Below are 25,981 nucleotides of genomic sequence, written 5' to 3'. Positions count from 1 at the left end.
AGAAAGGATTAGTTTTGTCTTTGTATTAAAAATAGATATGCGCCATCTGTTGCGTAAATAATATGATAATTAGAAAAATTTGGAAGTTTTTCTGGAGATTCTTCATTTAAAAGTAAAAGACATTTCCTTTATTCATAAATGCAAAAATACCCATTTCTTAATTAATGAAATGGGTATTTTTATCAAGTAATTTTTTACTTATTCTTTTTTGATCCAAGTAAGTGCAATTACACCTAATCTACCAATAAGAAAAATAATAAAACCAAATAAAGTTGCTGTAATTGCACATTTTAACCCCACAGCTAAAACACCGTGAGAGACACTGTTTGCTATTGCTATCACAGTAAACATTTGATATAATCCTATAAAAAGACCAAAAAAACCAAAAACAAGGGCAAATAAACTTACAGATTTAATAAGTTTTCTGTTCTTTTCTGAATTTGTTTTAAAACCCTTCATGATTAAGAAAAGTGTTAAAAGTAAAAGAATAATTAAAGGTATCATAAATTTAGTATCTCCTTCGATAATATATTTCATAGTATTTGTTTTTAAATTCATTTCAAAAATAGTAGGAATGTTTGTTTTTTAAATATAATTGAGATGAATGAATCCTTTTTACTTGGTTTCTACAAAAAACAGATAGTTTTAGTATAAGAAGTGTCAAATTTGCTTTTTAGAGATTAAAATAAGTAATCCGTCGCTAATTATCCTAAAAATTAAATCTTTATTTTTATTTTGTAACATATGCAAAAAGAACTGATATTAGTCTTAAAAAAAATACCAATACATTTTTTATGTTGGATGATTGTTTGGTTTTTCTTCAAAAGTTTTTTTAGTGTAGGTTCATCAAACAAAGCTTTTTTATTTTGGTTTTCTTCTCTTTTAAGTATTATAACATTAATTACTGCGTATGTTTTTGTATATGATTTAATTCCTAAATATTTATTAAAAAAACAATATAAGAAATTTGTTCTTTATACTATTTATTCTGGTGTTTTTGTTGCTACAACTATTTTAATGATAGAAGTAGTAGGGTTTGTGTTTTATTTTAATTTAGAATATCAAAAAATGCCAACGTTAATTACAAGTCCTGCAGTAGTTTTAGTCTGTGTTTTTTTTATTGTTGTTTTGGCAAGTGGTTTAAAAATATTAAAGCATAATTACAAATCATTAGAAGAAAAAAAATCATTAGAGAACAAGTTTTTAGAAACACAATTACAATTAAAAGAGCAAGAGTTAAAGTTCTTAAAAATGCAAATTCATCCACATTTTTTGTTTAATTCCTTGAATACAATTTATGGTTTTGCAATCGCTAAAGCAGATGAAGCTCCAGAAATGATTTTAAAATTATCTAATTTATTAGACTATATTTTATATCAAGTAGAAAAACCAAAAGTACTTTTAGAAGAAGAAGTAAATCACTTAGAAGATTATATTTCTTTAGAAAAAATGCGTTTTCACGATACCTTAAAAGTGAATTTCGTTAAAGAGAAAATAGAGGATTCTATTCAAATTCCGCCAATGTTATTAATTCCGTTTGTAGAAAATAGTTTTAAACATGGAGAAATAAAAGAAGGAATTTTAAAGGTTGATATTTTGCTTAAAACCGAAAATAACGCATTATTTTTTAGAGTTGAAAATTCATCAGAAATAAAAGAAAATAGCAATGTAGGAATTGGTTTGCAGAATATTAGAAAACGTTTAGAGATGTTGTATCCTAAAAAACATCAATTAGAAATAATAGAAACAAAAGATACTTTTAAAGTAGATTTAAAAATTGAATTTTAAATAAAAATATCATTTCGACAAAATGAGGAACGAATGACGAGAAATCTGAAGTTCTATAAATTTGAAAAAACTAACGAATAATGAATACAATTAATTGTGTTATTGTTGATGACGAGCCAGTTGCAAGAAAAGTAATTGAAACTTTTGTGGCTAAAATTCCGAATTTAAATTTGGTGAAAAGCTGTAAAAACGCAATGGAAGCTTTCGAAGTTGCAAACTCTCAAAATATTGATTTGTTTTTTTTAGATATTAATATGCCAGATATAAATGGTTTGTCTTTGGCAAAAACCATCAATAAAAAATCTAAAATAATTTTTACAACTGCTTACAGAGAATATGCTTTAGATGGTTTTGATTTACAAGCTGTAGATTATTTGCTAAAACCAATTGCTTTTGATCGTTTTTTACAAGCAATAAATAAGTTTTTTGAAACGAAGGTTGAAATAAAAACACCAACTAAAAAAGAGGAAACTGTAGAAAAACCAAATTACATTTTTGTAAGATCTGACCGTAAAATGGTAAAAGTTGTTTTTGATGAAATACTCTATGTAGAAAGTTTATCAGATTATATTAAAATTTACACAAGTGAGCGTATTTTAGTTACAAGAGAAACAATTTCTAATTTAGAAATGAAGTTGCCATCTCAACAATTTTTAAGAATTCACAGGTCTTATATTGTAAATATTGATAAAGTAGCTTCTTATACCAATGAGTTTGTAGAAATTAAAAAAAATGCAATTCCTATTAGTAGAACTTATAAAGAAAATGTACTTAAAAAGTTAGCTTAAAATTCTTTGAAATAGTTTTATCTTTGAAGCAAAATTTATACGTTTGAATACAGCACAATTTATCTCGAAATCAAGTAGTAATTTAGTAGAAAAAGCAAGTTTTACATGGCAAACGCCAAGTAATATTGCCTTGGTAAAATATTGGGGAAAGAGTAATCCTCAAATACCAAAAAATGCTTCTATTAGCTTTACATTAAATAATTGTCATACAATTACTACCATAGATTTTGAGAAAAAAGAAAAAACAGCAACTGTAGATTTCGATTTATTTTTTGAAGGAAAACAAAAAGATGCTTTCAAGCCAAAAATTGCTGAATTCTTTAAAAGAATACAAGAATATTGTCCTTATATTTTTGAATATAAAATGACTATTAATTCAGAAAATTCTTTTCCACATTCAAGCGGAATTGCATCTTCTGCAAGTGGTTTAAGTGCCATTGCAATGTGTTTAATGAGTTTAGAATCTGAGTTAAATACTGATTTATCAGAAGGAGAAATCAATAAAAAAGCTTCTTTTTTAGCAAGATTAGGTTCTGGTAGCGCAAGTAGAAGTGTAGAAGGTCCTTTGGTTGTTTGGGGAAATCATCCAGAAATAGATGGAAGTTCAGATTTATATGGAGTTCAATTTCCCTATAAAGTACATTCGGTTTTTGAGAATTATCAAGATGCAATTCTTTTGGTTGATAAAGGAGAAAAACAAGTTTCTAGTACCATTGGTCATAATTTAATGCACAATCATCCGTATGCAGAAAATCGTTTTACGCAAGCGAATGATAATTTGAGTAAAATTTCTAAAATTTTACAAAATGGAGATATCAAAGCATTTGTCAATTTGGTAGAAAGTGAAGCGTTAACGTTACATGCTATGATGCTTACAAGTAATCCGTATTTTATTTTGATGAAACCAAATACGTTAGAAATTATCAATAAAATTTGGGAATATCGCGAAGAAAATAATAGTAACATTTGCTTTACGTTAGATGCTGGTGCTAATGTGCACGTTTTGTACCCCGAGTCAGAAAAAAAAACTGTAAACAATTTTATAGAAAAAGAGTTGGCTAAATACTGTCAGAAAAATCAGTATATTTATGATTCTGTAGGTTTTGGAGCAAAACAAATCTAATGTTATATTTCTAAATTATCAAAAATGAAATCTTTTAGCAAGTTTATAATTTTATTTATCTTCTTTTTTTCATTGTCTTTTTCCGCTCAAAAAACAACTTGGTTAAACCAGGCTTTAAAAGAAACCAATAAAGCAAAATCTACTTATTATAAAGTGGTTTCTAAGAATAAAAAGAGTGTTACATTCTACTATAAAAGCGGTAAGGTTTTTAGAGAACTAAAACTTATAAACGGAAAAGAAATGGGTGCTTTTTCTGAATTTTATGAAACAGGAGAAATTAGAGTGCAAGGGCGTTATAATAATGGTTTAGAGGAAGGTGTCTGGAAAGTTTACGATAAAAAAGGAAAAATTAGAGAAAAAGGAAAATACGATAAAGGAGAAAAGGTTGGAGTTTGGAAAACTTTTTATAAGAATTTTTAAATCACACTTTTAACATAATTTTTTGTATTTTTGTAGCACTATAAAAAAGAAAAATGAAAGGACCATTATTTTATGCTAAAATTCTTCTTTTTGGAGAATACGGAATCATCAAAGATTCTAAAGGTTTGGCAATTCCGTTTAATGCATATAGAGGTGCTTTAAAAACTTCAGCAGATTTAACTGGTAAACCTAAAGTTTCTAATCAAAACTTAGAACGTTTTTATAACCATTTAAAGTCATTAAAAACTAATTTAGTTTCTTTTAATTTAAATGATTTAAAAACTGATATAGAAAACGGAATGTATTTTGATTCTTCTATACCTCAAGGATATGGCGTTGGTAGTTCTGGTGCTCTGGTAGCTTCTATCTATGATCAATATGCAAACGATAAAATTACAGTTTTAGAAAATTTAACAAGAGATAAATTGTTAAAACTAAAAGCTGTTTTTTCTTTAATGGAATCTTTTTTTCATGGTAACAGTTCTGGTTTAGATCCTTTAAATAGTTATTTAAGTTTACCAATTTTAATCAATTCTAAGGACAATGTAGAACCTGCCGGAATCCCTTCTCAAAAACAAGGTAAAGGAGCTGTTTTCTTATTAGACTCAGAACAAATAGGTGAAACTGAACCAATGGTAAACATCTTTATGAATAAGATGAAAAACGAAGGTTTTAGAAAAATGATTAGTGAAGAATTTGCGACTACTACAGATGCTTGTATCGATGATTTTTTACATGGTAATGTAAAATCTTTATTTGGTAACGTAAAATCTTTGTCTAAATTGGTTTTAAAGAACTTTAAACCAATGATTCCTACCGCTTTTCATAAAGTTTGGGAAAACGGAATTATAACTAACGAATATTATTTAAAACTTTGCGGTTCTGGTGGAGGTGGTTATATTTTAGGCTTTACTGAAGACTATGAAAAAGCCCAAAAAAGCCTTAAAAACTATAAACTAGAATTGGTTTATAGATTTTAATATATGCTAAGCTTTAAAATAAAAAGATTTATTTTTAAATTTTTCAGCTTACTTTCTGTAATTAGAGGTTATAATATTCTTGTTTTAGTTTTAGCGCAATATTTAGCAGCCATTTTTATTTTTTCTCCACATAGTTCTGCAAGAAATATAATTTTAGATAGAGATTTATTTTATATTGTATTAGCAAGTATCTGTGTAATTGCTTCTGGCTATATAATTAATAACTTTTATGATGCAAAGGTTGATAGAATTAATCGACCGTTAAAAACAGGAATAGATAATTACGTAAAACAATCTACAAAGTTAAAATTGTATTTTACTTTAAATTTTTTAGGATTTGTTTTTGGTTATTTAATCTCATTAAAAGCTGCTTTATTTTTTGCAATCTATATTTTTGGAATTTGGTTTTATTCGCATAAGCTTAAAAAATATGCTTTTACAGGCTTGGTTTCTGCTACAGTTCTTACCATTTTGCCATTTTTTGCCATTTTTATATACTTTAAAAATTTCTCAAAAATAATTTTTGTACACGCTATTTTTTTATTTTTAGTATTGATGGTTAGAGAGTTGCTAAAAGATTTACAGAACATGAAAGGAGCAATTGTAAACGATTATGATACTTTTCCAGTAGTTTACGGAGAAAAAAAAACAAAACAACTATCTATATTCTTATTGATTTTAACACTTTTTCCTGTGGTAATTTTGTTTAGTTACCCTGCAATTAGCTACATGAAATATTATTTTTATTTTGCTTTAATTGTGTTAATCTTTTTGGGTATTTACTTATGGAAATCGTCAAGAATTAAACAATATCGTTTAATGCATAATGTTTTGAAAATCTTACTTTTAATCGGTGTTTTCTCTTTAATATTTATTGACACATCCCTTATTGTAGAAAAAGTGATTGATAGACTGAATTAAAGTTTATTATACTTATTTTTGCAAAAATTTTAAGTAATGAATTCAAATAAAAACTCGTCGAGAGGACGACAAGACGGTAAACGAAGTACTCCTCTAAGTAGAAAAAGCAAACCTTTAGCTAGAAAGAGTCCTAAAAAAACGTTTACCAAAATTAAAGAAACTCCAAAATCTGATGAATCATCAGGAATCCGTTTAAACAAATATATTGCAAATTCTGGTGTTTGTTCTCGTAGAGAAGCAGATACTTATATAGAACATGGTAGTGTAGAAGTTAACGGAAAATTAGTTACAGAAATGGGTTACAAAGTACAGCCAACAGACGTTGTACGTTTTGATGGAACTTCTATTTCTCCAGAACAAAAAAAGTACATTTTACTAAACAAGCCTAAAAACTACATTACCACAATGGATGATGATAGAGGTAGAAAAACAGTAATGGAATTAGTTGCTAATGCGTCTAAAGAAAGAATTTATCCTGTTGGGCGTTTAGATAGAAATACAACTGGTTTATTGTTATTTACTAATGATGGTGATTTAGCCAAGAAATTAACACACCCAAAACATAATGTACGTAAACTATATCATGCTTCTTTAGATAGAAAATTAGATTTAAAAGATTTAGAAAAATTAAGAGGTGAAGTAGTAATTGAAGGAAGAAAAGTATTTATTGACGCAGTTTCTTATGTAGACGGACAACCAAAAACAGAAATAGGTATAGAAATACACTCTGGTAGAAACAGAATTGTTCGTAAGATTTTTGAACACTTAGGTTACAAGGTAAATAAGTTAGATAGAGTAATTTTTGCAGAATTAACTAAGAAAAATTTACCAAGAGGTAGATGGAGGGAGTTAACTAATTTAGAGCTAGTGAATCTTCAAAAGATGCAGTAATTAATAATAACACTTTTATAAATAAAAAATCCAGCTTAATAGCTGGATTTTTTTATTATCATTCTACGTGTCTTCTTAGTCTACATCTGTAGTTGAAGGCGCATCAGTTCCAGCACAAGTTGTTGTTACTTCATAAAGAACACCTTCTACAGTTGTCTCTACAATAGTATTTGCATAATCACATACAGCTCCTGGTAAGCTAGGGAAAGTATTATCTGAAGTTTGAACTACAGTACCTGTCTCAGTATTTACAGTTACTTGCGTACAATTACAGTTTTCATCTCCTTCAGTACAACTAACGAACATAGTTGCTGTTAACATTAATCCTAATGTTAGTTTTAAAAGTTTTTTTGTTTTCATTTTCATTTTGTTTATGGTTTAGGGTTTGCTACCTACTTCAAAATTTAGTTGGCTTTTCGGTTAATTCCCAACATAAAATATATCTCAATTTATTTGATAATTAAATGTTTGCGTTTCAAAATTACTTAAAACTTCGTTACAAATTAAAGGTATTTAATCTAATAAAACAATACTTTTTAAAATCTATTTAAAAAAAATAATATACTTATTAACAGTAAGTTAATCCTGTTTTTTTGATTTTTTTAAAATAAATATATTATCATCAATTTTATCGTTTAAAAAAAACAAAAAGACAAAAAAACACTACTTTATTTAAGATATAACAAAAAGAGACAGGACTATTATTTACAGAAAATTAATATTAAAAAACTTATTTGACTTAAAAAAAATTAACAAAAGAAGAAAATTTTTGTAGTAAACAGAATCATCAGATAAAATTTAGCTTTTAACTACAAATTACTTATAACAAAACACATAAATTAATCGAGAGATTTAAATCTTATTGCTAAGTGATTTTAGAATAGATAGTATAATATTCTATAAGTTGATATAATTATATCTTAAGTTATTGTCGTATAAAATCAAAAAAACGACCTAATTTATATAGATAATACAGTAAAACTTATAAGTTCTATTTCCACTTAATACCACAACCCATACTTGGTTTTTGGCTTTCTAAAACTGGCTTATTTTCTAATAAATTATCCAATGCCAATCTCATATCTTTCCCTGTAATTGGTTTTCCGTTTCCTGGTCTAGAATCGTCTAATTGCCCGTGATAAACAGATTTTAAATCGGCTTCAAAAATATAAAAATCTGGTGTACAAGCAGCATTATAAGCTTTTGCTACTTCTTGTGTTTTATCATACAAATACGGAAAAGGATAGTTTTCTTTTTCTGCTAATTGCTTCATCAATTCAGGTGAATCTTGCGGATAATTATCAACATCGTTAGAACTAATAGCAATAAAATTAATACCTTTTTGCTGATACTCGTTGGCTAATTTTACCAATTCTTCATTAACATGAATTACAAACGGACAATGATTACAAATGAACATAATTACAGTTCCCTTTTCTCCTTTTGCCTCGTTTAAAGAAACAAAAGAATCATCAACTGTATTTAGTAAATTAAAATCTAAAGCTTTTGTTCCTGTTAAAAATTCATTAGATTCTGCTCTCGCCATTATAAATTAGTTTTTAATTCTTGGTTTTTTAGTTGTTAGTTTGTTATTTCGACTTTATAGAGAAATCTCAAATATTTATATCCTAAGATATCTCAATTTCGTTTCATTAAAAATGACAAAAAAAGATTAATCTTCTGCCAACGCATTTGCACAAATAAAACCACTTGTCCAAGCATTTTGAAAATTGAATCCACCAGTAACGGCATCAATATTTAAAACTTCACCCACAAAAAATAAGTTTTGATGTTTTTTACTTTCAAAACGTTTAAAATTAATTTCTTTTAAATCAATTCCTCCAGCAGTCACAAATTCATCTTTAAAAGTGGTTCTTCCGTTTGCGTTAAAAACTCCTTTTGTCAATTGATTTGCTAAATTTTCTAATTGCATATTATTTAAATCTGCCCAATTTTGAGTCGCTTTTATACCTGCTGCAATTACAAAACGTTCCCACAATCTTTTAGAAACCTCAGTAAATGGTGATTTTAAAATAGCGGTTTTTCGCGGTTCTTTCTTTTTTAAATTCAGTAAAACATTTAATACTTTATCCGTTGGTCTAGACAACCAATTTACCTCTACATTATATTGATAATTTTTATCTGCTAAAATTCTTGCGCCAAAAGCAGATAGTTTTAAAACTGCTGGTCCACTCATTCCCCAATGCGTAATTAACAAAGGTCCAGATGCTTCTAATTTTGTACCAGAAATAGTAACCGTTGCATTTGGCACAGAAGTTCCTAATAAATCTACCAATCTTTTATCGTTTATATTAAACGTAAATAAAGATGGAACAGGCTCTACAATAGAATGATTCAATGTTTTGCACAATTCCCAAACTTTCTTAGAACTTCCTGCAGCAATAACTACTTTATCAGCTTCAAAATTTTGCTCTTTGGTGTTGATAATCCACTTATTTTCTTGTTGATAAACCGAATTAACACCACAGTTTGTTAACACTTTTATGTTTAACTTATCAACAGCATTTTGAAAGCAATCAATAATTGCCTGACTTGTATTTGCTTCCGGAAAAACACGATTATCGTCTTCTATTTTTAACGGAACTCCCCTGTTTTCAAACCATTCGAAAGTATCACCAGTCATAAACTGATGAAAAGGTCCGAGTAATTCTTTTTTTCCTCTCGGATAAAATTCAATTAATTCTTTTGGAATAAAACACGCGTGTGTTACATTACATCTTCCTCCTCCAGAAATTTTTACTTTCTGTAAAACGTCTTTTCCTTTTTCAAGAATCGTAATATCCAATTCAGGGTTATTTTCTTTAGCGTTTATCGCTGTAAAATATCCTGCTGCTCCTCCTCCAATAATTATTACTTGAAGCCCCTTTTTATTCTCCAAAGGGGAAATCCCACTGTTCTCTTTATTCGTTTGTTTTTCTTGCATGTTTTTTACATTCTAGTTTCCTCCCTTTGGGAGGATTAAGGTGGGCTTAACCATTTCAGAATACCTCAGGATGGTTGTAAATCCTTTATTTTTAAAATACGTTGGCGTATCAGCATTTCCTGTTACTAAAACAAAATCTCCTCCCCAAGCGCCTAAACTTTTTATGGCTCCAAAATAATCTGAAAATAATTTTTCTTTTACAGGTTTTAGTTTGATAATTGAACTGATAATTTGTTCATGTTCAACAATTAAATCTTCAAACTCTTTTAATGAATCTGTTGTTAAAAATGCATCAGAAATTTCTGAAATTCTTTTTATTTCTCTATCAAAATTGATATTATTTTCTCTAAATTTTGCAATTCCTTCTTTAGAGTCTTGCTTCTGATTTAAATGTACAAAAAACAAATTTTCTTTAAAACTAGGATTAAATTCAACCTTTTCTACTTTTGGTGTCATTTCGAGCGCAGTCGAGAAATCTTTTTCAATTTGATAAAAAATAGGAAAATTATTTTGTGCACAAGCAATATCGTAACCACTTCCTTTAAAAGAATTCCACAACAATTTAAAAGCATCTACTTTTGCCCAAGTTGCAATAGAATTTATTAACGTTGATGAAGTTCCTAATCCCCAATTTCTTGGAAATGTAAGGTTTGTTTTTACAATAAATCCGTTTTCTGATTCCAAAAAATCTGGATTTAAATTTTTAGCTTCTTTTAAAATTTCTAACAACGTTTCTGCAATTACTTCTCCACTTCCTTCTTTTTCAGAATTGTAAGTACAACTTACCAAGCGTAATTTTTTCAAGTCAAAAACAGCTTCAAACCAACATTCTCCTGTATGTGTAAAACTTCCCCAAATAATTTCTGGTTCTTGTATTTTTTCAACTACTAAATCTTGTCCAAATTTTGTTGGAATTGCTAAAGATTTTGCGCCATCTAAAACAAGATATTCTCCTGTTAATAATAATTTTCCGTTTGAGTAAAAATTCATTAGACTAAACCAAATTGTTTAAAATGATGCGTAAAATGTTTTACTTGAAATTTTTTCCAATACTCAAAATCTAATTCTCCAAAAAATGGATGTGTAATTTTTCTTTCTTTGTCTTTTGTAAAAACTTTTACAAATATTTTTATTTGCGCTATTAAATCTTCTATAGCTTCTTCTTTCGAACTAAATTTTAATGGTATTGGTTCATCCGCAATAAACGACGATTTAAAACCTGTTTCTAACTCATTATCTGTATCTAAAAATGGTTTTCTACGTGCTGTTTTTTCATCAGAAACAAAAACATCTACATCCCAATTTCCGTTTGCTATTTTAGTAACTGCACTTAAATGTTCTATCATTTGTTGTGCATTCATTTTTCCGAAAAGAGGTTTTTTATCTATATCTAATGTTGATAAACGTGTACTTATATCATCAAAATTTAAAAAATCTACCCAATTTATTGTTGGCTTTCTTAATGCTTTTATTTTTTCTACAACACCAGAATGTGTCACGGTTCTTTTATCAAAATAAGCCGTTATAATTGCTTTTTCTTCTTCATTTGCATCAAACTGATTTAAAATATTTTGCAAATGCATTTTCATATGTCCGTGCTGAATTCCTTTGGTTGTTAACGCTCTTAACGCAGCAAAATTCTGTGCTAAACCAGCAGCTGCCATAATTTGCATCAACTCTTTTGCCGAAGGTTTTTGCAACATTTCTAAAGACATTTTTGCCATTGGGTGTAACGCTGTTAAACCACCAACGGTTCCTAAAGCTAACGGAATTTCTATCCAAAACTTAAAAATTCCATCATCAATAGTACAATGAGACAAACTTGAATATTGCCCAGATTTAGAAGCATACGCATGAGCGCCAGCCTCTACCGCTCTAAAATCGTTACCAGTTGCTAACACAACCGCATCAATTCCGTTCATAATTCCTTTATTATGCGTAACGGCTCTATAAGGTTCTATTTGTGCAATTTTTACTGCTTGATAAAATTTCTCTGCAAATTTCTGTGGATTTTCTCCTCCTAAATCTTCAATCTTGCAACTCACTTCTGCCCTAACCAAACATTCTGGAACGTAGTTAGAAAGTATGCTCATTACAATCTCTATTTCATCATTTCTAAATTCATTGGCAATGGCTTCTAAACAAGAATTGATAAAATTTGCACCCATTGAATCTTTGGTTTCAAAGGTTACATGTAATTGGTAATAATTCGCTAATTTATCAGTTTTATCAACTAATTTTATATCTAAAATTCCACCACCACGCTTTTCCATATTTTTAGTAATGGAAGCCGTTGCAGCAAATAATTCTGTTTTATTTTTATTAAAATAACTTTGTAATGCTGTTTTATCACCAGCAAACATAAAATGAACTTGCCCTATTTTTGTGGTACCTAAAACAGTGGTTTTAAAACCACCTTTTGTACTCCAAAACTTCCCTACTAAAGAAGCTGCTGCAACTACAGAACTTTCTTCTACAACCATTGGTATTACATACTCTTTGTTGTTAATTACAAAATTTGGCGCAATACCAAATGGCATATAAAAATTGGTAATTGTATTCTCTATAAAATCATCATGAAGCTGTTGTAAATCTTCATCATCATTCCAATATTGTTTGATGATGTTTTTAGTTTCTTTTTGATTGTGAAAGTAATTTTCTGTTAACCAATTAATTTTCTCTTCTTTGGTAAATTTAGAAAAACCAGAAATAAGTTTGCTCATTTATTAGGGTATAAAACTATAAAGAACAAAGATAAGTGAAACTGTAATAACATTATGTTTTAATCAAGATTTATGCTTTTTTAAGATATTTTTTGCAGTTTTTTCCGTAAACTTGGCAAACATTTATCAAATACTACTTTTATAATGAAAAAAGGAATCCTTTTAACAGCAATATTTTTATTTGCTGGTTTTACAATTACCTCTCAAAACAACACCTCAAAAACAAAAGACATTACACTAGAAGAAATTTGGAACGGAATTTTCTCTCCTAAAAGAATGAATTCTTTAAATTCTATGAATGGCGATTTTTATGCTGTTTTAGATTTTAATAGAGAAACAAAAGCTGTTACTGTAGATAAATACAGCTACAAAACCCTAGAAAAAGTAGCAACAATTGTAAATAGTGCAGACTTAGAAGATTTGCCTTCATTTTCTTCTTATAGTTTTAATAATGATGAAACGAAATTAATCTTAGGTACAGATTTTCAAAAAATATACAGACGTTCTTATAAAGGTGCTTTTTATGCTTATGATATTGCATCAAAAGAATTAACTTTAATTGGTACAGAAATTCAAGAACCTGTTTTTTCTCCAGACAACAAAAATGTTGCCTATGCAAAAGACAATAACATTTTTATTAAAAATGTAGCTTCTAATAAAATTACACAAGTTACCAACGACGGAAAAATAAACGCCGTTATTAACGGAATTACAGATTGGGTTTACGAAGAAGAATTTGGTTTTGTAAGAGCTTTTGAGTGGAACAAAACAGGAACTCATTTAGCTTTTTTACGTTTTGATGAAACCAATGTACCAACTTATTCTATGGATATTGTTGGCAGCGAATTATACCCAACGCAACAAGTTTTTAAATACCCAAAAGCAGGAGAAAAAAATGCAGATGTAACTTTACACATGTACACTCTTTCTTCTAATACTACAGCAAATATTTCTTTAAAAGATTACGAATACATTCCTAGAATTAAATGGTCTAATGACGATGCTACTTTGGTTGCAACTACTTTAAATCGTCATCAAAATAATTTAAACTTATATAAAGTAAATGCTTTAGAGGCAACTACCACTTTATTATTAAACGAAACTGATAAAGCCTATGTTGATATTACAGACAACTTAACTTTTTTAGCTGATAATAGTTTTATTTGGACGAGTGAAAAGGATGGTTACAACCATATTTATCATTATAATTTTGATGGAAAACTAATCAATCAAATTACAAAAGGAAATTGGGAAGTAACCAAATATTATGGTTTTAACGAAAAGAAAAATACTGTTTATTACCAATCTGTAGAAAACGGATCTATAAATAGAGGGGTTTATTCTATCAATATAAAAGGAAAAAACAAAAAAGATTTAAGCACAAAAGAAGGTCAAAATACAGCTGCTTTTAGTAAAAACTTAAATTACTTTATCAACACATATTCTTCTGCAGAAACACCACCGATTTATTCTTTATATACTGCAAAAGGAAAAATGTTAAAGGTGATAAAAGAAAACTCAGAATTAAAAGACAAATTGGCTACTTATAAAATGAGCCCTAAAGAATTTTCTACGATTAACATTAACGGAAATGATTTAAATATGTGGACAGTAAAACCTTTAGATTTTGATGAAAACAAAAAATATCCATTATTAATGTTTCAATATTCTGGCCCAGGTTCTCAACAAGTTGGAAATAGTTGGAATGCAAGTAATGATTATTGGCACAATATGTTAGCACAAACAGGAATTATTGTAGTTTGTATTGATGGACGTGGAACAGGTTTTAAAGGTGCAGACTTTAAAAAAGTAACTCAAAAAGAATTGGGTAAATACGAAGTTGAAGATCAAATTGCTGCTGCTAAAAAATTAGCAAAACTATCTTATATAGACAATAACAACATTGGTATTTGGGGTTGGTCTTTTGGTGGTTTTATGAGTACAAATGCTATACTAAAAGGTAACGATATTTTTACAACAGCAATTGCAGTTGCTCCTGTTACTTCTTGGGCTTTTTACGATTCTGTTTATACAGAACGTTATATGCAAACTCCACAAGAAAACGCAAGTGGTTACGATGATAATTCGCCAATTAATTACGCAGAAAAACTAAAAGGAAAATATTTAATAGTTCATGGTACTGGTGATGACAATGTACATGTACAAAACTCTTATAGAATGATAAATTCTTTAATTGAAGCCAATAAACAATTTGATATGTTTATTGTACCAGACAGAACACACGGAATCTATAAAGGAAGAAATACTCGTTTGAATTTGTACACAAAAATGACAAACTTCATTCAAGAAAACTTAAATAAAAAATAAGATAAAGTAACAGAAATAAAGGATAATTATGTTAGACAAAGGAGTTAGTACAACTACAGAAGACCCACAAATGTTTGGACATCCAAAAGGATTGTTCTACTTATTTTTTGCAGAATTATGGGAGCGTTTTAGTTTTTATGGTATGAGAGCGTTATTAACGCTTTACATGGTACAAGAAATATTTAAAGCAATCGCAGAAAGAGATACAGCAACTGCTGTAGTTTATGCTTCTTACGGCTCTCTTGTTTATGCTTCTACAGTTATTGGTGGTCAAATTTCTGATAAAATATTAGGAATGAGATCTTCTATCTTTTTAGGAGGTATTTTAATGGCAATTGGTCATTTTGTTTTAGCAATAGAAGATGATATGGCATTTTTTACAGCCTTAGCTTTAATTGTGGTTGGTAATGGCTTTTTTAAACCTAATATTTCAACTTTTGTTGGTGCATTGTATAAAGAAGGTGATGTTAGAAAAGATTCTGGATTTACTATCTTTTATATGGGTATTAATATTGGTGGTTTTGTTGCTCCTCTTTTATGTGGATGGTTAGCTGCTGAATATGGTTGGCATTATGGTTTCGGTTTAGCCGGAATAGGAATGATGGCTGGATTGATTTTCTTTTGGAGCGGAATTAAAAAGAATGTTTTTGGTGATAAAGGAATGCCGCCATCTCAAGAAATTTATGAGAAAAAAGTAGTTGGAGTTCCTCAAAAAACATTAATTCCTATTATAGCTGTTTTATTTGTTCCTGTAATTGCTTATTTACTTTCTTCTTGGCAAGCAAATTATGTAGGTGTTATTTTTCAATTTATAGGTTTTGCTGTTTTAGCTTACTTGGGTTACATTATGTATAGTTTAGATACTGTTGCTAGAAAAAAGCTAATAATGGCTGTTTTAATTACATTTTTTATGACATTATTCTGGGGATTTCATGAGTTATCCGGAAGTGTAATTACACTTTTTGCTTCTAGAAATGTTTCTTTAGACGGTATAATGAGTGCAAGTCAGACCAATGCATTAAACTCTATGTTTATTATCATTTTAGCAATCCCAATTTCTTTACTTTGGGGTTATTTATCTAAAAAGAATATGAATCCAAGAACTCCTTATAAATTTGGTTTAGGGTTGCTTTTAGCAGGTGCTAGTTTTTATATTTTATCAATTAGTAACGCAAGTGCAGACGAAAACGGAATGGTACCATTTACCTATTTATTAGTAATGTACTTAATTATTTCTATTGGTGAGTTATTTATGTCTCCTGTAGGGTTATCCAAAATCACAGATTTATCACCAAAAAACATTGTTGCTTTTATGATGGGTGTTTGGTTTTTATCTTCAGCTTTTGCTTTTCAAATAGTTGGTTTTATCTCTAAACAATTAGCTGTGGAAAGTACAGACGCAAATGTAGGTGGTTTAGAAACTTTAGGAATTTACACAGACGGATTTCATTTAATTGCAATGTATGCTTTAGGAGCAGGTGCAATTGTTTTAGTCTTTTCTCCTTTGATGAAAAAATTAATGGGTAACGTACACTAAAATTAAAACATTTAATAAAAACCTCATAAACTAGCATTTATGAGGTTTTTATTTTTAACACAATAATTATGAATATTTCAACTGAGAATAAAGAATTTAGTTTATTAAATCATAAGCCAGCATTATTTGTTCTGTTTTTTACGGAAATGTGGGAGCGTTTTTCTTATTACGGAATGCGCGCCATATTTGTTCTTTTTTTAACTGCTTCTTTTTCTGATGGAGGTTGGGAATGGACAAGAGAACGCGCATTGGGCTTACTTGGTATATATACAAGTTCTGTATATATTACCCCTTTAATTGGTGGTATAATTGCAGACAAATTACTAGGTTATCAAAAAGCAGTTGCTCTTGGTGCTTTAATTATGACTTTAGGCCATGCTTCCATGTCTTTAGAGACTGAAACTACATTATATATTGGTATTGGGTTACTAATTATTGGTAACGGATTATTTAAACCAAACGTAACTTCAATGGTTAGTGGTTTGTACGATAAATATCCAGAAAGAAAGGATGGAGCATATACTATTTTTTATATGGGTGTAAATGCTGGTGGATTTCTTGGAGTTCTTTTATGTGGTTTTTTAGCAAACAATCTAAGTTATTCTTGGGGATTTGGTTTAGCCGGAATTTTTATGTTTTTGGGTACATTACAATTTTGGTTTGGTAGAGAAATTTTCGAAAACATTGGTACATCACCTAATAAAAAAACAGAATTATCTGATAAAATTATAAAACATGAAATAGAAAAAGAGGAAGAAGTGCCAAATAATGTACAAAGAGACAGATATATTGTTGTTGCCATTTTGGCCTTTTTTACAGTTTTCTTTTGGTGGGCTTTTGAACAAGCCAGTGGTTCTATGAATATTTTTGCAAAAGATTACACACAAAGAGCTTTAACCGGTAACTCTGCTTTGATATTTAAAGTTATAGATGTACTCATTTCTACAGTTCCTTTAATTATTATTTCTTGGGTTTTATTAAAATTATTTGGACAAACATTTAAAAGAATATCTTTATCTAACATTGTTTTAGGAATCAGTTTTTTAAGTATTTGGGCAATTGTAATTTGGAAATTAAGCGTAATTATTCCTCAAAAAAATGCAGAAATAGAAGCTTCTTGGTTTTTAATTTTAAACTCACTCTTTATTATATTTTTAGCACCTATATTTTCTAAATGGTGGGAAAGTAAATTCAATCCTTCTGCTGCTGTAAAATTTGGGATAGGAATGATTCTTTTAGGGATCGGTTTTGGTGCATTAGCTTACGGATCTAGTTCTATACCACAAGGAGCAAAAACAGCTTCGGTTAGTTTAATTTGGTTAGTTTTAGCTTACCTATTTCATACAATGGGAGAATTATGTGTTTCTCCTGTAGGACTTTCTTATGTTTCTAAATTAGTACCAGCTAAAAAAATTGGTATGATGTTTGGAATTTGGTATTTAGTAAATGCATTAGGTAACTACTTAGCTGCTTTAACAGGTAGTTACATAGATCCCATAGTAGAAAAATACTCCATGTCTTTTTTCTTTTTGATTTTCACAATAATTCCTGCTTCGGTTGGTTTGATTTTTCTAGTTTTAAACCCAATTATCAAGAAATTAATGCACGGTATAAGATAATTTATTAAAAATAACTTCGTTCTAAAATGCAAGTTAGCAACTTTTTTACGTCTATTTAATCATGAAAAAAACAATATTACTTTTAACTATTTTAGCTTTTAGCATTCAAGCAAACGCTCAGAAAATAAATTGGATATCTTTAAATGAAGCTTTAGAACTTCAAAAAGAAAATCCTAAAAATATAATTATGGATGTATACACCAATTGGTGTGGTCCTTGTAAATTATTAGACAAAAATACTTTTCAGCATAAAGATGTTGTTGCTTTTGTAAATGAAAACTTTTACGCAGTTAAATTTAATGGTGAAGGAAATGAAACCATTACTTTTGAAGGAAGTGATTATGGTAATCCTAATTATGATGAAACAAAAGCTAATAAACGTAATAGCGCCCATGATTTTGCTAATTTCATGGGAATAAACGCATATCCAACCATTGTTTTTATGGACAATAAAGGCGGTTTAATAATGCCTTTAAAGGGTTATTACGATCCTAGTCAATTAGAATTGTATTTAAAATTATTTAAAGACGATCAGTATAAAAGCATTACAACTAAAGAAAAATTTGATGAATTTAATGCTTCTTTTGTACCTGAATTTAAAGTAAAAGGCGATTAATCTTTTAAAAAATAAGCTCCGTTTTGTCCTGTGTAATAAAATGGAGTTTTTAATTCTTTACAGATATTTTTCCAATAAGTTACATTACTTTTATAATTAGAACCATCTGCAATAATTTGCGATGGTTTTATTGTTTTTATCAACCTTGTTAAGTTTATTTTAGGAGAATATTGTAAAATAACAATCGGCTTCTTTATAGAAGAAACATTATAAACACCTAAACTATCAACTAATAAAATGTTTTTATTAGAAAAACTAATGTAATTTTTAAAAGAGAATTCTTCTAATTGATTAATACCTTCTGCAATTCTGTAAGAACTAATACTATTTTCTTTCATCATTTGTAAATCATCTAAATTATGTTGTAAAAAAAGCTTCTCTCCTGCTCTTTTCCCGATTACAGAATATCTACTTTTATGAAAAACAATCAACTCTTTTTTAGACTTTTTCTGATTTTTTTCAAATAAATAAACACTCTGTAATAATAAAATAGAAGTCATAAAATAGATGAGTTTTTTGACTGATTTTTCTATAGCAAAATTGACACCTAAAAAAATAAAAACATACAAAACCAACATCATTATAAATGATATAGAAATCTCTTTAAATAGAAATTCTTCTTGAAGAGAAACCCAGCTTACAAAACTATTCATTAAAGAAATAATTACTCCATAACAGTCTGCAACTAATTGAGGCAGAAAATTTAAAAGAGAGAAAATAATTACAAAAAAACCTCCTATTAAAATGGCTCCTAAAAAAGGAATAATTACCAGATTAGAAGCCAAAAACAATCCTGGAAATTGCTGAAAATAATAGATACTTAAAGGTAAAATTGCTATTTGTGCAGCTATTGAAACCGAAAACAATTCCCATATTTTTTTATCTAAAAAAAATCTTGGGTTGTAAATTTTATAAAATTTTGGCTGAATCCAAAGAATACCAAAAACCGCTAAATAACTTAATTGAAAACCTACATCAAATAAAAACATTGGTTTTACTATCAATAGAAAAAACATAGAGGTGATAAATGAAAACTCTATAATTTTTTTCCTTCTAAAAGACAATCCAACTGCCAAAAAAGTAAACATTGTTACCGCTCTTACAATTGATGCAGAAAGACCAGCAACAAATGCAAATAGCCAAAGTAATAGAATAATCATTATAGTTTTTACAACTTTTCCGTGATTAATTTTTTCTAAAGGTTTTAAAAGAAAGGATAAAATCAATAATATGATACCAATATGTAAACCCGAAACTGCCAGAATATGAATTGCTCCTGCTCTTTGATAATCTACCAATAAATCTTTAGAAATATCTTGTCTTTGACCTAACAACAAAGCATTTATTACAGCAAATTCATTTTCTTTAAAATGATGTTTTTTTAATGATTCTTGAATTTTATCTCTAATTTTTGATGCAAACCCTAATAAGGTTATAGGCTTTGAATCTAACTTAAAAAAATGGTTACTTTCTGTAAACAACTGATGATAAACACCTTGCTTTTCTAAATAAAATTTATAATCAAATTGATGAGGATTTAAAGGCGGAATTAATTCCCTTAAATTAGGTTTTAAAATAATTTGATTATCGACAGTTAAAATACTAGAAGTAACACTGTCTTTTTTTATATTTAAAAGAACTTTCCCTTTGGTTACTTTGTTATCAACATTAATAACTTTTGCTTCATATTTTTGATAATAATTTCCTGGTTTTAAAATTTTATCAATCTGTAAAACTACCGTTGAATTTTCTTTGAAATAAGATTGATAAAAAGAATCGTAATTTCTATCATCATTTATATATACAGAAGAAACTCCAATAAAAAAGAATAATATAAAAGTTATTATTGTTCTTAAAAATTTATTCGTAACACTAAATATCAAAATTGCTAAAAGTCCCAAAAAGACGAATGTTACTAGAAAGCTAAAACTCCAAAATTGAGTAAAAAACTGGGTACATATTCCCAGAATTAAAAACATAACAAAATGTACAGGTAAATAATTTAGCAACCTTTTCATAGCAAGCTAAAGTTAGTAAAAATAACTTTAACTACTTCTTATAAGATTGTCGTTGCTTTTACAAAAGCATTTCGCCAATATTTTTCTAACAAAGAAGATATAATAACTCCTTTAGAAGTGGTACCGTTTAAAAAACGGATATCTCCTTTTTTATTAGAAATAACTAAACCTACATGGTTAATTTTTTTATGATTTTTATTCGTTTTAAAGAATAGTAAATCTCCTTTTTCTACTTTGTTTAAAGCTATTTTTGTACCAATTTTAGCCATTTCTCTAGAAACTCTTGGTAATTGAATATTTTGGCTATTGTAAGCTATATAAACCAAACCAGAACAATCCATACCTCTTTTAGTCGTTCCTCCGTACTTATAACGCACACCTTTATAGGTTAAAGCTTTTGATACAATTTTATCAACCTTAGAAAACGGTTTATTTTCATTTTTAATAACTGTTTTAGATGACGAGCAAGAACTCATAATCATAGAAAATACAATCATTAAAAATACTATTTTTTTCAAACTATTTTATTTTAAATCTTTAAGTATTTGTTTAGCTACTTTTTTTGAGGCTCCTTTTCCTCCTAATTTTTTCTCTAAATCAAAATATTCTAAAAATAGTTTTTCTCTATGCTTTTCATCAAGAATTTTAGTTAATTCTATTTTTAGATTCTTAGCATTAAAATCATTCTGAATCAACTCTTTTACTACTTCTTTATCCATAATTAAATTTACTAAAGAAATATATTTTAAAGTGATAATCCTTTTTGCAATTTGATACGAAATATTACCGCCTTTATAACAAACAACTTGTGGCACTTTAAACAAAGCGGTTTCTAAAGTTGCTGTACCAGAAGCCACTAAAGCAGCATAAGAAAGACTTAATAAATCGTAAGTTTTATTGTTGATAAAACTCACTCTTTTAGTACCAATAATTGCTTGATAAAAACTATAATCTTGACTTGGAGCTCCTGCAACAACAAACTTATAATCGGCAAAACCTTCTACCAAAGACAACATTACGGATAACATTTTTGTAATTTCTTGTTTTCTACTTCCTGGTAAAAGAGCAATTATTTTGTTATCTCCTAAATTATGTTCTTTTCTAAACTTTTGATCACTAACTTGTTTTCTACCCGCAATTCCATCAATTAAAGGATGGCCTACAAAAGTTACATCGTAATTATATTTTTTGTAAAATTCCTTCTCAAAAGGTAAAATTACAAACATGTTATCTATATCTCTCTTTATATCTTTTACCCTACTTGCTCTACTTGCCCAAACTTGTGGAGAAATATAATAATTAGTTTTAAAACCTTGCTCTTTTGCCCATTTAGCAACACGTAAATTAAAACCAGAATTATCAATAAAAATAATAACATCTGGCTTAAACTCAGCAATATCTTTTTTACAAAACTTAATAAAACCTAACACTTTAGATAGATTCATCAAAACTTCAAAAAAGCCCATAAAAGCTCTTTCTTTGTAATGACTTACCAAAGTTCCGCCAGCTTCTTTCATTAAATCCCCTCCCCAAAAACGAATATTTGCATTCGCATCTTCTTTATACAATGATTTCATTAAGTTAGAACCATGTAAATCGCCAGAAGCCTCACCTGCAATAATGTAATATTTCATAATTTTAAGTTGTCTCGAAGAGACATTATAATGTTAGAAAAATTTTAAAACTAAAGTTGTTAAAGCAATAAAAATAGTAGCTAATAAAACTCCTTTTGCTCTGTTATCTTGTTTCTTTTTGATAAAAATAAAGAATACAAATAAATTTGGTATTGCTGCTAAAGACAATACTTTTCCATACAAATTTCCTTCTTTAATTAAATCTATCGTTTCAAAAAAACCAAATCTAGAAAAATATTCTAGGTATAAGAATATACCTCCAAAAGTGGCAAATAACGAAACTAAAACACCTATTAAAATATTCTTTTTTACAGTTCCCAAGCGTTTAATTTTTGTATCATGTGATGTGCAGTCATATCAAACTGAACAGGTACAACAGAAACATAACCACTTTCTAAAGCATATACATCTGTATCTTGTCCTTTATCTTTTGTTACAAATTGTCCAGAAAGCCAGTAATATTCTTTACCCATTGGGTTTTTTCGTTTGTCAAAATCCTCTTTCCAATAACCATTGGCTTGTCTACAAATTTTAATACCTTTAATATCCTCTTTTTTTAGTTTAGGAATATTTACATTTAACACAACCCCATCAGGAATTCCGTTTAACAAAGCATTTAATGTTATATTTTTAATAAACTCTTCTGATGGTTTAAAATCTGCATGCCACTTAAAATCTAATAAAGAAAAACCAATTGCAGGTATTCCTTCTATACCCGCTTCTATTGCTGCACTCATTGTACCAGAATAAATTACGTTGATAGAAGAATTAGAACCATGATTAATACCAGAAACACATAAATCTGGTTTTCTATTTAAAATTTCATTAACCGCTAATTTTACACAATCTGCAGGTGTACCAGAACAAGTATACTCTAATTGAGGTCCATCATCAATTGTTATTGGATTACATGTCAAAACATTATCAACCGTAATTGCATGTCCCATTCCACTCTGTGGACTATCTGGTGCGACAACTATTACCTCACCTATTTTATTCATTATAGCTATTAAAGCTCTTAATCCAGGAGCTGTAATTCCATCATCATTGGTAACTAAAATCAATGGTTTGTCTTGCATATTGTTTATTTTACTACAAATATAATTGATTTTGTATGATAATCATTTTTAAGAATTTACAAAAAACACCATTTCTATTTTCATGTGACATCCAGTCAGTCTTTTGTTTTTATTAAACTCTAAGCTTAAAAAAGTTAACTAACAATTTATTACTGACGTTAAAAAAAACATAAGATAATCCTTATGAAAAGAGTTTGGCATTATTTTAGTAAATTAGCGCAGTACAAAGAGTAATTAAAGAAATAAAATCACGACAGAAGATTTATGAAGACGAAATATCAAATCACAACATTTTTAATAGCAGTAATTCTACTTTTTAACAGCTTACAAGTAAAAGCTACTAATAATACAGCAGTATTAGACTCTGATAAAGATAAAATAATTATATATATCCTTAGAAATATACTTACAAGAAGCCATTATGTTGTTAAAGATATTAATGATGATTTTTCTGAATATGTATACAATGAATTTATTAACGGATTAGACCCTAATAAAAGATACTTTACTCAAAAGGATCTAAAAGATTTTTCTAAATTTAAATATAAAATAGATGATCAATTATTATCAGAAGACATTTCTTTTTACAATCTTGTATACAGTAGATTCGAATCTAAAATTAAAAATGCTAAATCTTATTACGGAGGTTTATTAACACATCCTTTTAAATTTAATAAAAATGAAAATATAGAAATTGACTATGAAAAAGTTCCGTTTGCTAAAAACGAAAATGAGTTAATTGATTATTGGCGTAAACAATTAAAGTTAAGTACACTTCTTAGAATTCAGAATAAAGAAGAAAAACAACAAGAAGCACATAAAAAAGATTCTAAAACTAAAATTAAGAGTTTTAAAGAATTAGAAAAAGAATCTCGTGCAGAAGTTCTTAAAAATATGGATGAACTATATTTAAGAATTGAAGAATTAGAAAATGATGATTGGTTTTCTACCTTTCTTAATAGTGTTGTTGGTGCTTTTGACCCACATACTACTTATATGCCACCTAATATTAAAGAGCGTTTTGACCAAGATATGTCTGGTAAATTAGAAGGAATTGGAGCTAGATTGGTGAAAAAAGGAATATTTACTCATGTTTTTGAATTAGTTTCTGGTGGTCCTGCTTGGAAACAAGGAGAGTTAGAAGCTAAAGATATTATATTAGAAGTTGCCCAAGGAAATGAAGAACCTATAGATATTGTAGGTATGCGTTTAGATGATGCAATTAAATTTATCAAAGGAAAAAAAGGTACAGAAGTTAGGCTAACAGTTAAGAAAAAACTAGATGGTTCTACTAAAATAATTTCTATTATTAGAGATGTTGTAGAGCTAGAAGAAACATTTGTTAAATCTAGTATTGTAGAAAAGGATGGCAAAAAATTTGGAATTATAGATCTACCTAAATTCTATATTAGTTTTGATGATGAAAATTATAGAGATTCTGCAAAAGACATGGAGCTAGAAATTGAAAGGCTAAAAGAAGAAGGAGTTAAAGGTTTAATTATTGATTTAAGAAATAATGGTGGAGGATCTTTAAAAACTGCAATAGAAATTTCTGGTTTATTTATCGATAAAGGACCAATAGTACAAGTAAAGTACAGAGGGCAAGACCCAATTATTAAAGAAGATATAGACCCAAAAGTACAATGGGAAGGATCTGTAGTTTTATTAGTTAATGAATTCTCTGCATCTGCATCTGAGATTTTTGCTGCAGCAATGCAAGATTACGGACGAGCTGTTATTATGGGAGGAAATCAAACATATGGTAAAGGTACAGTACAAAGTATTTTACCTATTAACCAATTTGCTAAATATGATGAAGATTTAGGTGCTATAAAAATGACGATTCAGAAATTTTATAGAGTAAATGGAGGTACAACTCAAATAGAAGGTGTATATTCTGATATTGCAATGCCAGATAGATATAGTTATATGAATTTTGGAGAAAGAGATTTAGAAGGAGCTTTAGCTTGGGATAAAGTTAAAAAAGCAAACTATAATCCTGCAAACTCTTATAAAAACTTTGCAGATGTGGTATCTAATAGTAAAAGAAGAATTGAGGCAGACAGTAAATTTAGCCTAATTAATGAGTATGCCAAATGGTTAAAAAAGAATCAAGATGATACTACTTTTTCTCTTAATTACAAGTCTTTTGCAGCCGAAAACACTGAACAAGAAAAAGAATCAGAAAAATTTAAAACAGTTTTTGACTATACATCAAATTTAAGTTTCACATCTCCTACATACGAACTCCCATTACTTGAAAAAGATTCTGTATTAGCAGATAAACGAATTTCATGGCACACAAGTTTATCTCAAGACATTTATGTTTCTGAAGCCTTAAATGTATTAAATGAATTAAAAACAAACTCTAATAATACAATTGTAAAGCATTAAAAGTAATTTTTAAGGCTTTATAATAAATTATATAAACCTGATGATATACACTATATTGTCAGGTTCTTTTTGTTACATAAATTTTAAAATTAAGTTTACTCCTTAGCATTTATACTATTCCAATCTAACAAATACTTTAGAAGTTTTCTTGATTATAACTTACTGCAAAAAATCACTG

23 protein-coding genes are annotated in these 25,981 nt (G+C 28.4%); 12 read left to right on the top strand and 11 right to left on the bottom strand.

All coding sequences use genetic code 11. The features are described from left to right. Window positions 1-198: 198 nt before the first annotated feature. Window positions 199-537: a MotA/TolQ/ExbB proton channel family protein gene (locus ACJJVY_RS11120; RefSeq protein WP_405608333.1), complete on the bottom strand. Its 339-nt coding sequence runs from the start codon at window positions 535-537 to the stop codon at window positions 199-201. A gap of 207 nt (window positions 538-744) precedes the next feature. On the opposite strand from ACJJVY_RS11120, the gene ACJJVY_RS11115 reads away from it, so the two are divergent. The 7 genes from ACJJVY_RS11115 (at window position 745) to ACJJVY_RS11085 (ending at window position 6,911) form a co-directional block, all read left to right on the top strand. Next, complete coding sequence (locus tag ACJJVY_RS11115) at window positions 745-1,788, top strand: sensor histidine kinase (protein ID WP_405608330.1); 1,044 nt, start codon at window positions 745-747, stop codon at window positions 1,786-1,788. A gap of 80 nt (window positions 1,789-1,868) precedes the next feature. Beyond that, window positions 1,869-2,576 (top strand): LytR/AlgR family response regulator transcription factor, encoded by a 708-nt coding sequence (locus ACJJVY_RS11110; RefSeq protein WP_405608327.1) that lies wholly within the window; start codon window positions 1,869-1,871, stop codon window positions 2,574-2,576. A gap of 43 nt (window positions 2,577-2,619) precedes the next feature. Further along, the gene (locus ACJJVY_RS11105) at window positions 2,620-3,699 is read left to right on the top strand and encodes a diphosphomevalonate/mevalonate 3,5-bisphosphate decarboxylase family protein (RefSeq protein WP_405608324.1); all 1,080 of its coding nucleotides are present in this window, start codon (window positions 2,620-2,622) and stop codon (window positions 3,697-3,699) included. A gap of 24 nt (window positions 3,700-3,723) precedes the next feature. Continuing rightward, complete coding sequence (locus tag ACJJVY_RS11100; protein WP_405608321.1) at window positions 3,724-4,119, top strand: toxin-antitoxin system YwqK family antitoxin; 396 nt, start codon at window positions 3,724-3,726, stop codon at window positions 4,117-4,119. Between the two features lie 53 nt (window positions 4,120-4,172). Further along, window positions 4,173-5,099 carry a mevalonate kinase gene (locus ACJJVY_RS11095; RefSeq protein ID WP_405608318.1) on the top strand — a complete coding sequence of 309 codons (927 nt, stop codon included), beginning with the start codon at window positions 4,173-4,175 and terminating at the stop codon, window positions 5,097-5,099. A 3-nt stretch (window positions 5,100-5,102) separates the two neighbouring features. After that, window positions 5,103-6,020: a geranylgeranylglycerol-phosphate geranylgeranyltransferase gene (locus tag ACJJVY_RS11090; protein ID WP_405608315.1), complete on the top strand. Its 918-nt coding sequence runs from the start codon at window positions 5,103-5,105 to the stop codon at window positions 6,018-6,020. 36 nt (window positions 6,021-6,056) lie between these two features. Then, entirely contained in the window at window positions 6,057-6,911 is an 855-nt protein-coding gene (locus ACJJVY_RS11085) for a pseudouridine synthase (protein ID WP_405608312.1), read from the top strand. A gap of 75 nt (window positions 6,912-6,986) precedes the next feature. On the opposite strand, the gene ACJJVY_RS11080 is transcribed toward ACJJVY_RS11085, so the two are convergent. The 5 genes from ACJJVY_RS11080 to ACJJVY_RS11060 form a co-directional block, all read right to left on the bottom strand. Beyond that, on the bottom strand, window positions 6,987-7,271 hold the full coding sequence (locus ACJJVY_RS11080) for a hypothetical protein (RefSeq protein WP_405608309.1): 285 nt from the start codon (window positions 7,269-7,271) through the stop codon (window positions 6,987-6,989). 631 nt (window positions 7,272-7,902) lie between these two features. Continuing rightward, window positions 7,903-8,457, bottom strand: coding sequence for a thioredoxin family protein (locus ACJJVY_RS11075; protein WP_405608306.1), 555 nt, complete (start codon window positions 8,455-8,457; stop codon window positions 7,903-7,905). Between the two features lie 126 nt (window positions 8,458-8,583). Further along, a complete protein-coding gene (locus ACJJVY_RS11070; RefSeq protein ID WP_405608303.1) occupies window positions 8,584-9,855 on the bottom strand; it encodes an NAD(P)/FAD-dependent oxidoreductase in 1,272 nt (423 codons plus the stop codon). A 12-nt stretch (window positions 9,856-9,867) separates the two neighbouring features. Further along, window positions 9,868-10,845: a GYDIA family GHMP kinase gene (locus ACJJVY_RS11065; RefSeq protein WP_405608300.1), complete on the bottom strand. Its 978-nt coding sequence runs from the start codon at window positions 10,843-10,845 to the stop codon at window positions 9,868-9,870. Further along, entirely contained in the window at window positions 10,845-12,578 is a 1,734-nt protein-coding gene (locus tag ACJJVY_RS11060) for a hydroxymethylglutaryl-CoA reductase, degradative (RefSeq protein ID WP_405608297.1), read from the bottom strand. The genes ACJJVY_RS11065 and ACJJVY_RS11060 overlap by 1 nt, the downstream gene beginning before the upstream one ends. Before the next feature lie 144 nt (window positions 12,579-12,722). Here ACJJVY_RS11060 and ACJJVY_RS11055 point away from each other — a divergent pair, with 144 nt between their 5' ends. From ACJJVY_RS11055 to ACJJVY_RS11040, 4 genes are all read left to right on the top strand, one after another. Next, window positions 12,723-14,906 (top strand): S9 family peptidase, encoded by a 2,184-nt coding sequence (locus ACJJVY_RS11055; protein WP_405608294.1) that lies wholly within the window; start codon window positions 12,723-12,725, stop codon window positions 14,904-14,906. A 28-nt stretch (window positions 14,907-14,934) separates the two neighbouring features. After that, entirely contained in the window at window positions 14,935-16,443 is a 1,509-nt protein-coding gene (locus ACJJVY_RS11050; RefSeq protein WP_405608291.1) for a peptide MFS transporter, read from the top strand. A 68-nt stretch (window positions 16,444-16,511) separates the two neighbouring features. Beyond that, a complete protein-coding gene (locus ACJJVY_RS11045; RefSeq protein WP_405608288.1) occupies window positions 16,512-18,062 on the top strand; it encodes a peptide MFS transporter in 1,551 nt (516 codons plus the stop codon). A gap of 61 nt (window positions 18,063-18,123) precedes the next feature. After that, window positions 18,124-18,678, top strand: a complete 555-nt coding sequence (locus tag ACJJVY_RS11040; protein ID WP_405608285.1) for a thioredoxin family protein — start codon at window positions 18,124-18,126, stop codon at window positions 18,676-18,678. Here the strand turns inward: ACJJVY_RS11040 and ACJJVY_RS11035 are convergent. The 5 genes from ACJJVY_RS11035 to surE form a co-directional block, all read right to left on the bottom strand. Beyond that, complete coding sequence (locus ACJJVY_RS11035) at window positions 18,675-20,657, bottom strand: ComEC/Rec2 family competence protein (RefSeq protein WP_405608282.1); 1,983 nt, start codon at window positions 20,655-20,657, stop codon at window positions 18,675-18,677. The genes ACJJVY_RS11040 and ACJJVY_RS11035 overlap by 4 nt on opposite strands. Window positions 20,658-20,734: 77 nt before the next feature. Continuing rightward, complete coding sequence (locus ACJJVY_RS11030) at window positions 20,735-21,214, bottom strand: C40 family peptidase (RefSeq protein WP_405608279.1); 480 nt, start codon at window positions 21,212-21,214, stop codon at window positions 20,735-20,737. Window positions 21,215-21,220: 6 nt separating this feature from the next. After that, window positions 21,221-22,330 carry a lipid-A-disaccharide synthase gene (lpxB, locus tag ACJJVY_RS11025; protein WP_405608276.1) on the bottom strand — a complete coding sequence of 370 codons (1,110 nt, stop codon included), beginning with the start codon at window positions 22,328-22,330 and terminating at the stop codon, window positions 21,221-21,223. 33 nt (window positions 22,331-22,363) lie between these two features. Then, window positions 22,364-22,651: a hypothetical protein gene (locus ACJJVY_RS11020; RefSeq protein ID WP_405608273.1), complete on the bottom strand. Its 288-nt coding sequence runs from the start codon at window positions 22,649-22,651 to the stop codon at window positions 22,364-22,366. Continuing rightward, window positions 22,639-23,409, bottom strand: a complete 771-nt coding sequence (gene surE, locus ACJJVY_RS11015; RefSeq protein ID WP_405608270.1) for a 5'/3'-nucleotidase SurE — start codon at window positions 23,407-23,409, stop codon at window positions 22,639-22,641. Before surE ends, ACJJVY_RS11020 begins: the two co-directional genes overlap by 13 nt. A gap of 264 nt (window positions 23,410-23,673) precedes the next feature. Here surE and ACJJVY_RS11010 point away from each other — a divergent pair, with 264 nt between their 5' ends. Then, window positions 23,674-25,803, top strand: coding sequence for a carboxy terminal-processing peptidase (locus ACJJVY_RS11010; RefSeq protein ID WP_405608267.1), 2,130 nt, complete (start codon window positions 23,674-23,676; stop codon window positions 25,801-25,803). Window positions 25,804-25,981 lie beyond the last annotated feature (178 nt).

The organism is Polaribacter sp. Asnod1-A03 (genome assembly GCF_045063585.1).
GTDB lineage: Bacteria > Bacteroidota > Bacteroidia > Flavobacteriales > Flavobacteriaceae > Polaribacter.
This window is presented reverse-complemented; position numbering and strand designations above follow the sequence as displayed.

Coding starts and splice junctions, on each gene's coding strand:
- ACJJVY_RS11120 (WP_405608333.1), bottom strand. CDS start 537: ATGAAATATATTATCGAAGGAGATACTAAATTTATGATACCTTTAATT.
- ACJJVY_RS11115 (WP_405608330.1), top strand. CDS start 745: ATGCAAAAAGAACTGATATTAGTCTTAAAAAAAATACCAATACATTTT.
- ACJJVY_RS11110 (WP_405608327.1), top strand. CDS start 1,869: ATGAATACAATTAATTGTGTTATTGTTGATGACGAGCCAGTTGCAAGA.
- ACJJVY_RS11100 (WP_405608321.1), top strand. CDS start 3,724: ATGAAATCTTTTAGCAAGTTTATAATTTTATTTATCTTCTTTTTTTCA.
- ACJJVY_RS11095 (WP_405608318.1), top strand. CDS start 4,173: ATGAAAGGACCATTATTTTATGCTAAAATTCTTCTTTTTGGAGAATAC.
- ACJJVY_RS11090 (WP_405608315.1), top strand. CDS start 5,103: ATGCTAAGCTTTAAAATAAAAAGATTTATTTTTAAATTTTTCAGCTTA.
- ACJJVY_RS11085 (WP_405608312.1), top strand. CDS start 6,057: ATGAATTCAAATAAAAACTCGTCGAGAGGACGACAAGACGGTAAACGA.
- ACJJVY_RS11080 (WP_405608309.1), bottom strand. CDS start 7,271: ATGAAAACAAAAAAACTTTTAAAACTAACATTAGGATTAATGTTAACA.
- ACJJVY_RS11075 (WP_405608306.1), bottom strand. CDS start 8,457: ATGGCGAGAGCAGAATCTAATGAATTTTTAACAGGAACAAAAGCTTTA.
- ACJJVY_RS11070 (WP_405608303.1), bottom strand. CDS start 9,855: ATGCAAGAAAAACAAACGAATAAAGAGAACAGTGGGATTTCCCCTTTG.
- ACJJVY_RS11065 (WP_405608300.1), bottom strand. CDS start 10,845: ATGAATTTTTACTCAAACGGAAAATTATTATTAACAGGAGAATATCTT.
- ACJJVY_RS11060 (WP_405608297.1), bottom strand. CDS start 12,578: ATGAGCAAACTTATTTCTGGTTTTTCTAAATTTACCAAAGAAGAGAAA.
- ACJJVY_RS11055 (WP_405608294.1), top strand. CDS start 12,723: ATGAAAAAAGGAATCCTTTTAACAGCAATATTTTTATTTGCTGGTTTT.
- ACJJVY_RS11050 (WP_405608291.1), top strand. CDS start 14,935: ATGTTAGACAAAGGAGTTAGTACAACTACAGAAGACCCACAAATGTTT.
- ACJJVY_RS11045 (WP_405608288.1), top strand. CDS start 16,512: ATGAATATTTCAACTGAGAATAAAGAATTTAGTTTATTAAATCATAAG.
- ACJJVY_RS11040 (WP_405608285.1), top strand. CDS start 18,124: ATGAAAAAAACAATATTACTTTTAACTATTTTAGCTTTTAGCATTCAA.
- ACJJVY_RS11035 (WP_405608282.1), bottom strand. CDS start 20,657: ATGTTTTTAATTCTGGGAATATGTACCCAGTTTTTTACTCAATTTTGG.
- lpxB (WP_405608276.1), bottom strand. CDS start 22,330: ATGAAATATTACATTATTGCAGGTGAGGCTTCTGGCGATTTACATGGT.
- surE (WP_405608270.1), bottom strand. CDS start 23,409: ATGCAAGACAAACCATTGATTTTAGTTACCAATGATGATGGAATTACA.
- ACJJVY_RS11010 (WP_405608267.1), top strand. CDS start 23,674: ATGAAGACGAAATATCAAATCACAACATTTTTAATAGCAGTAATTCTA.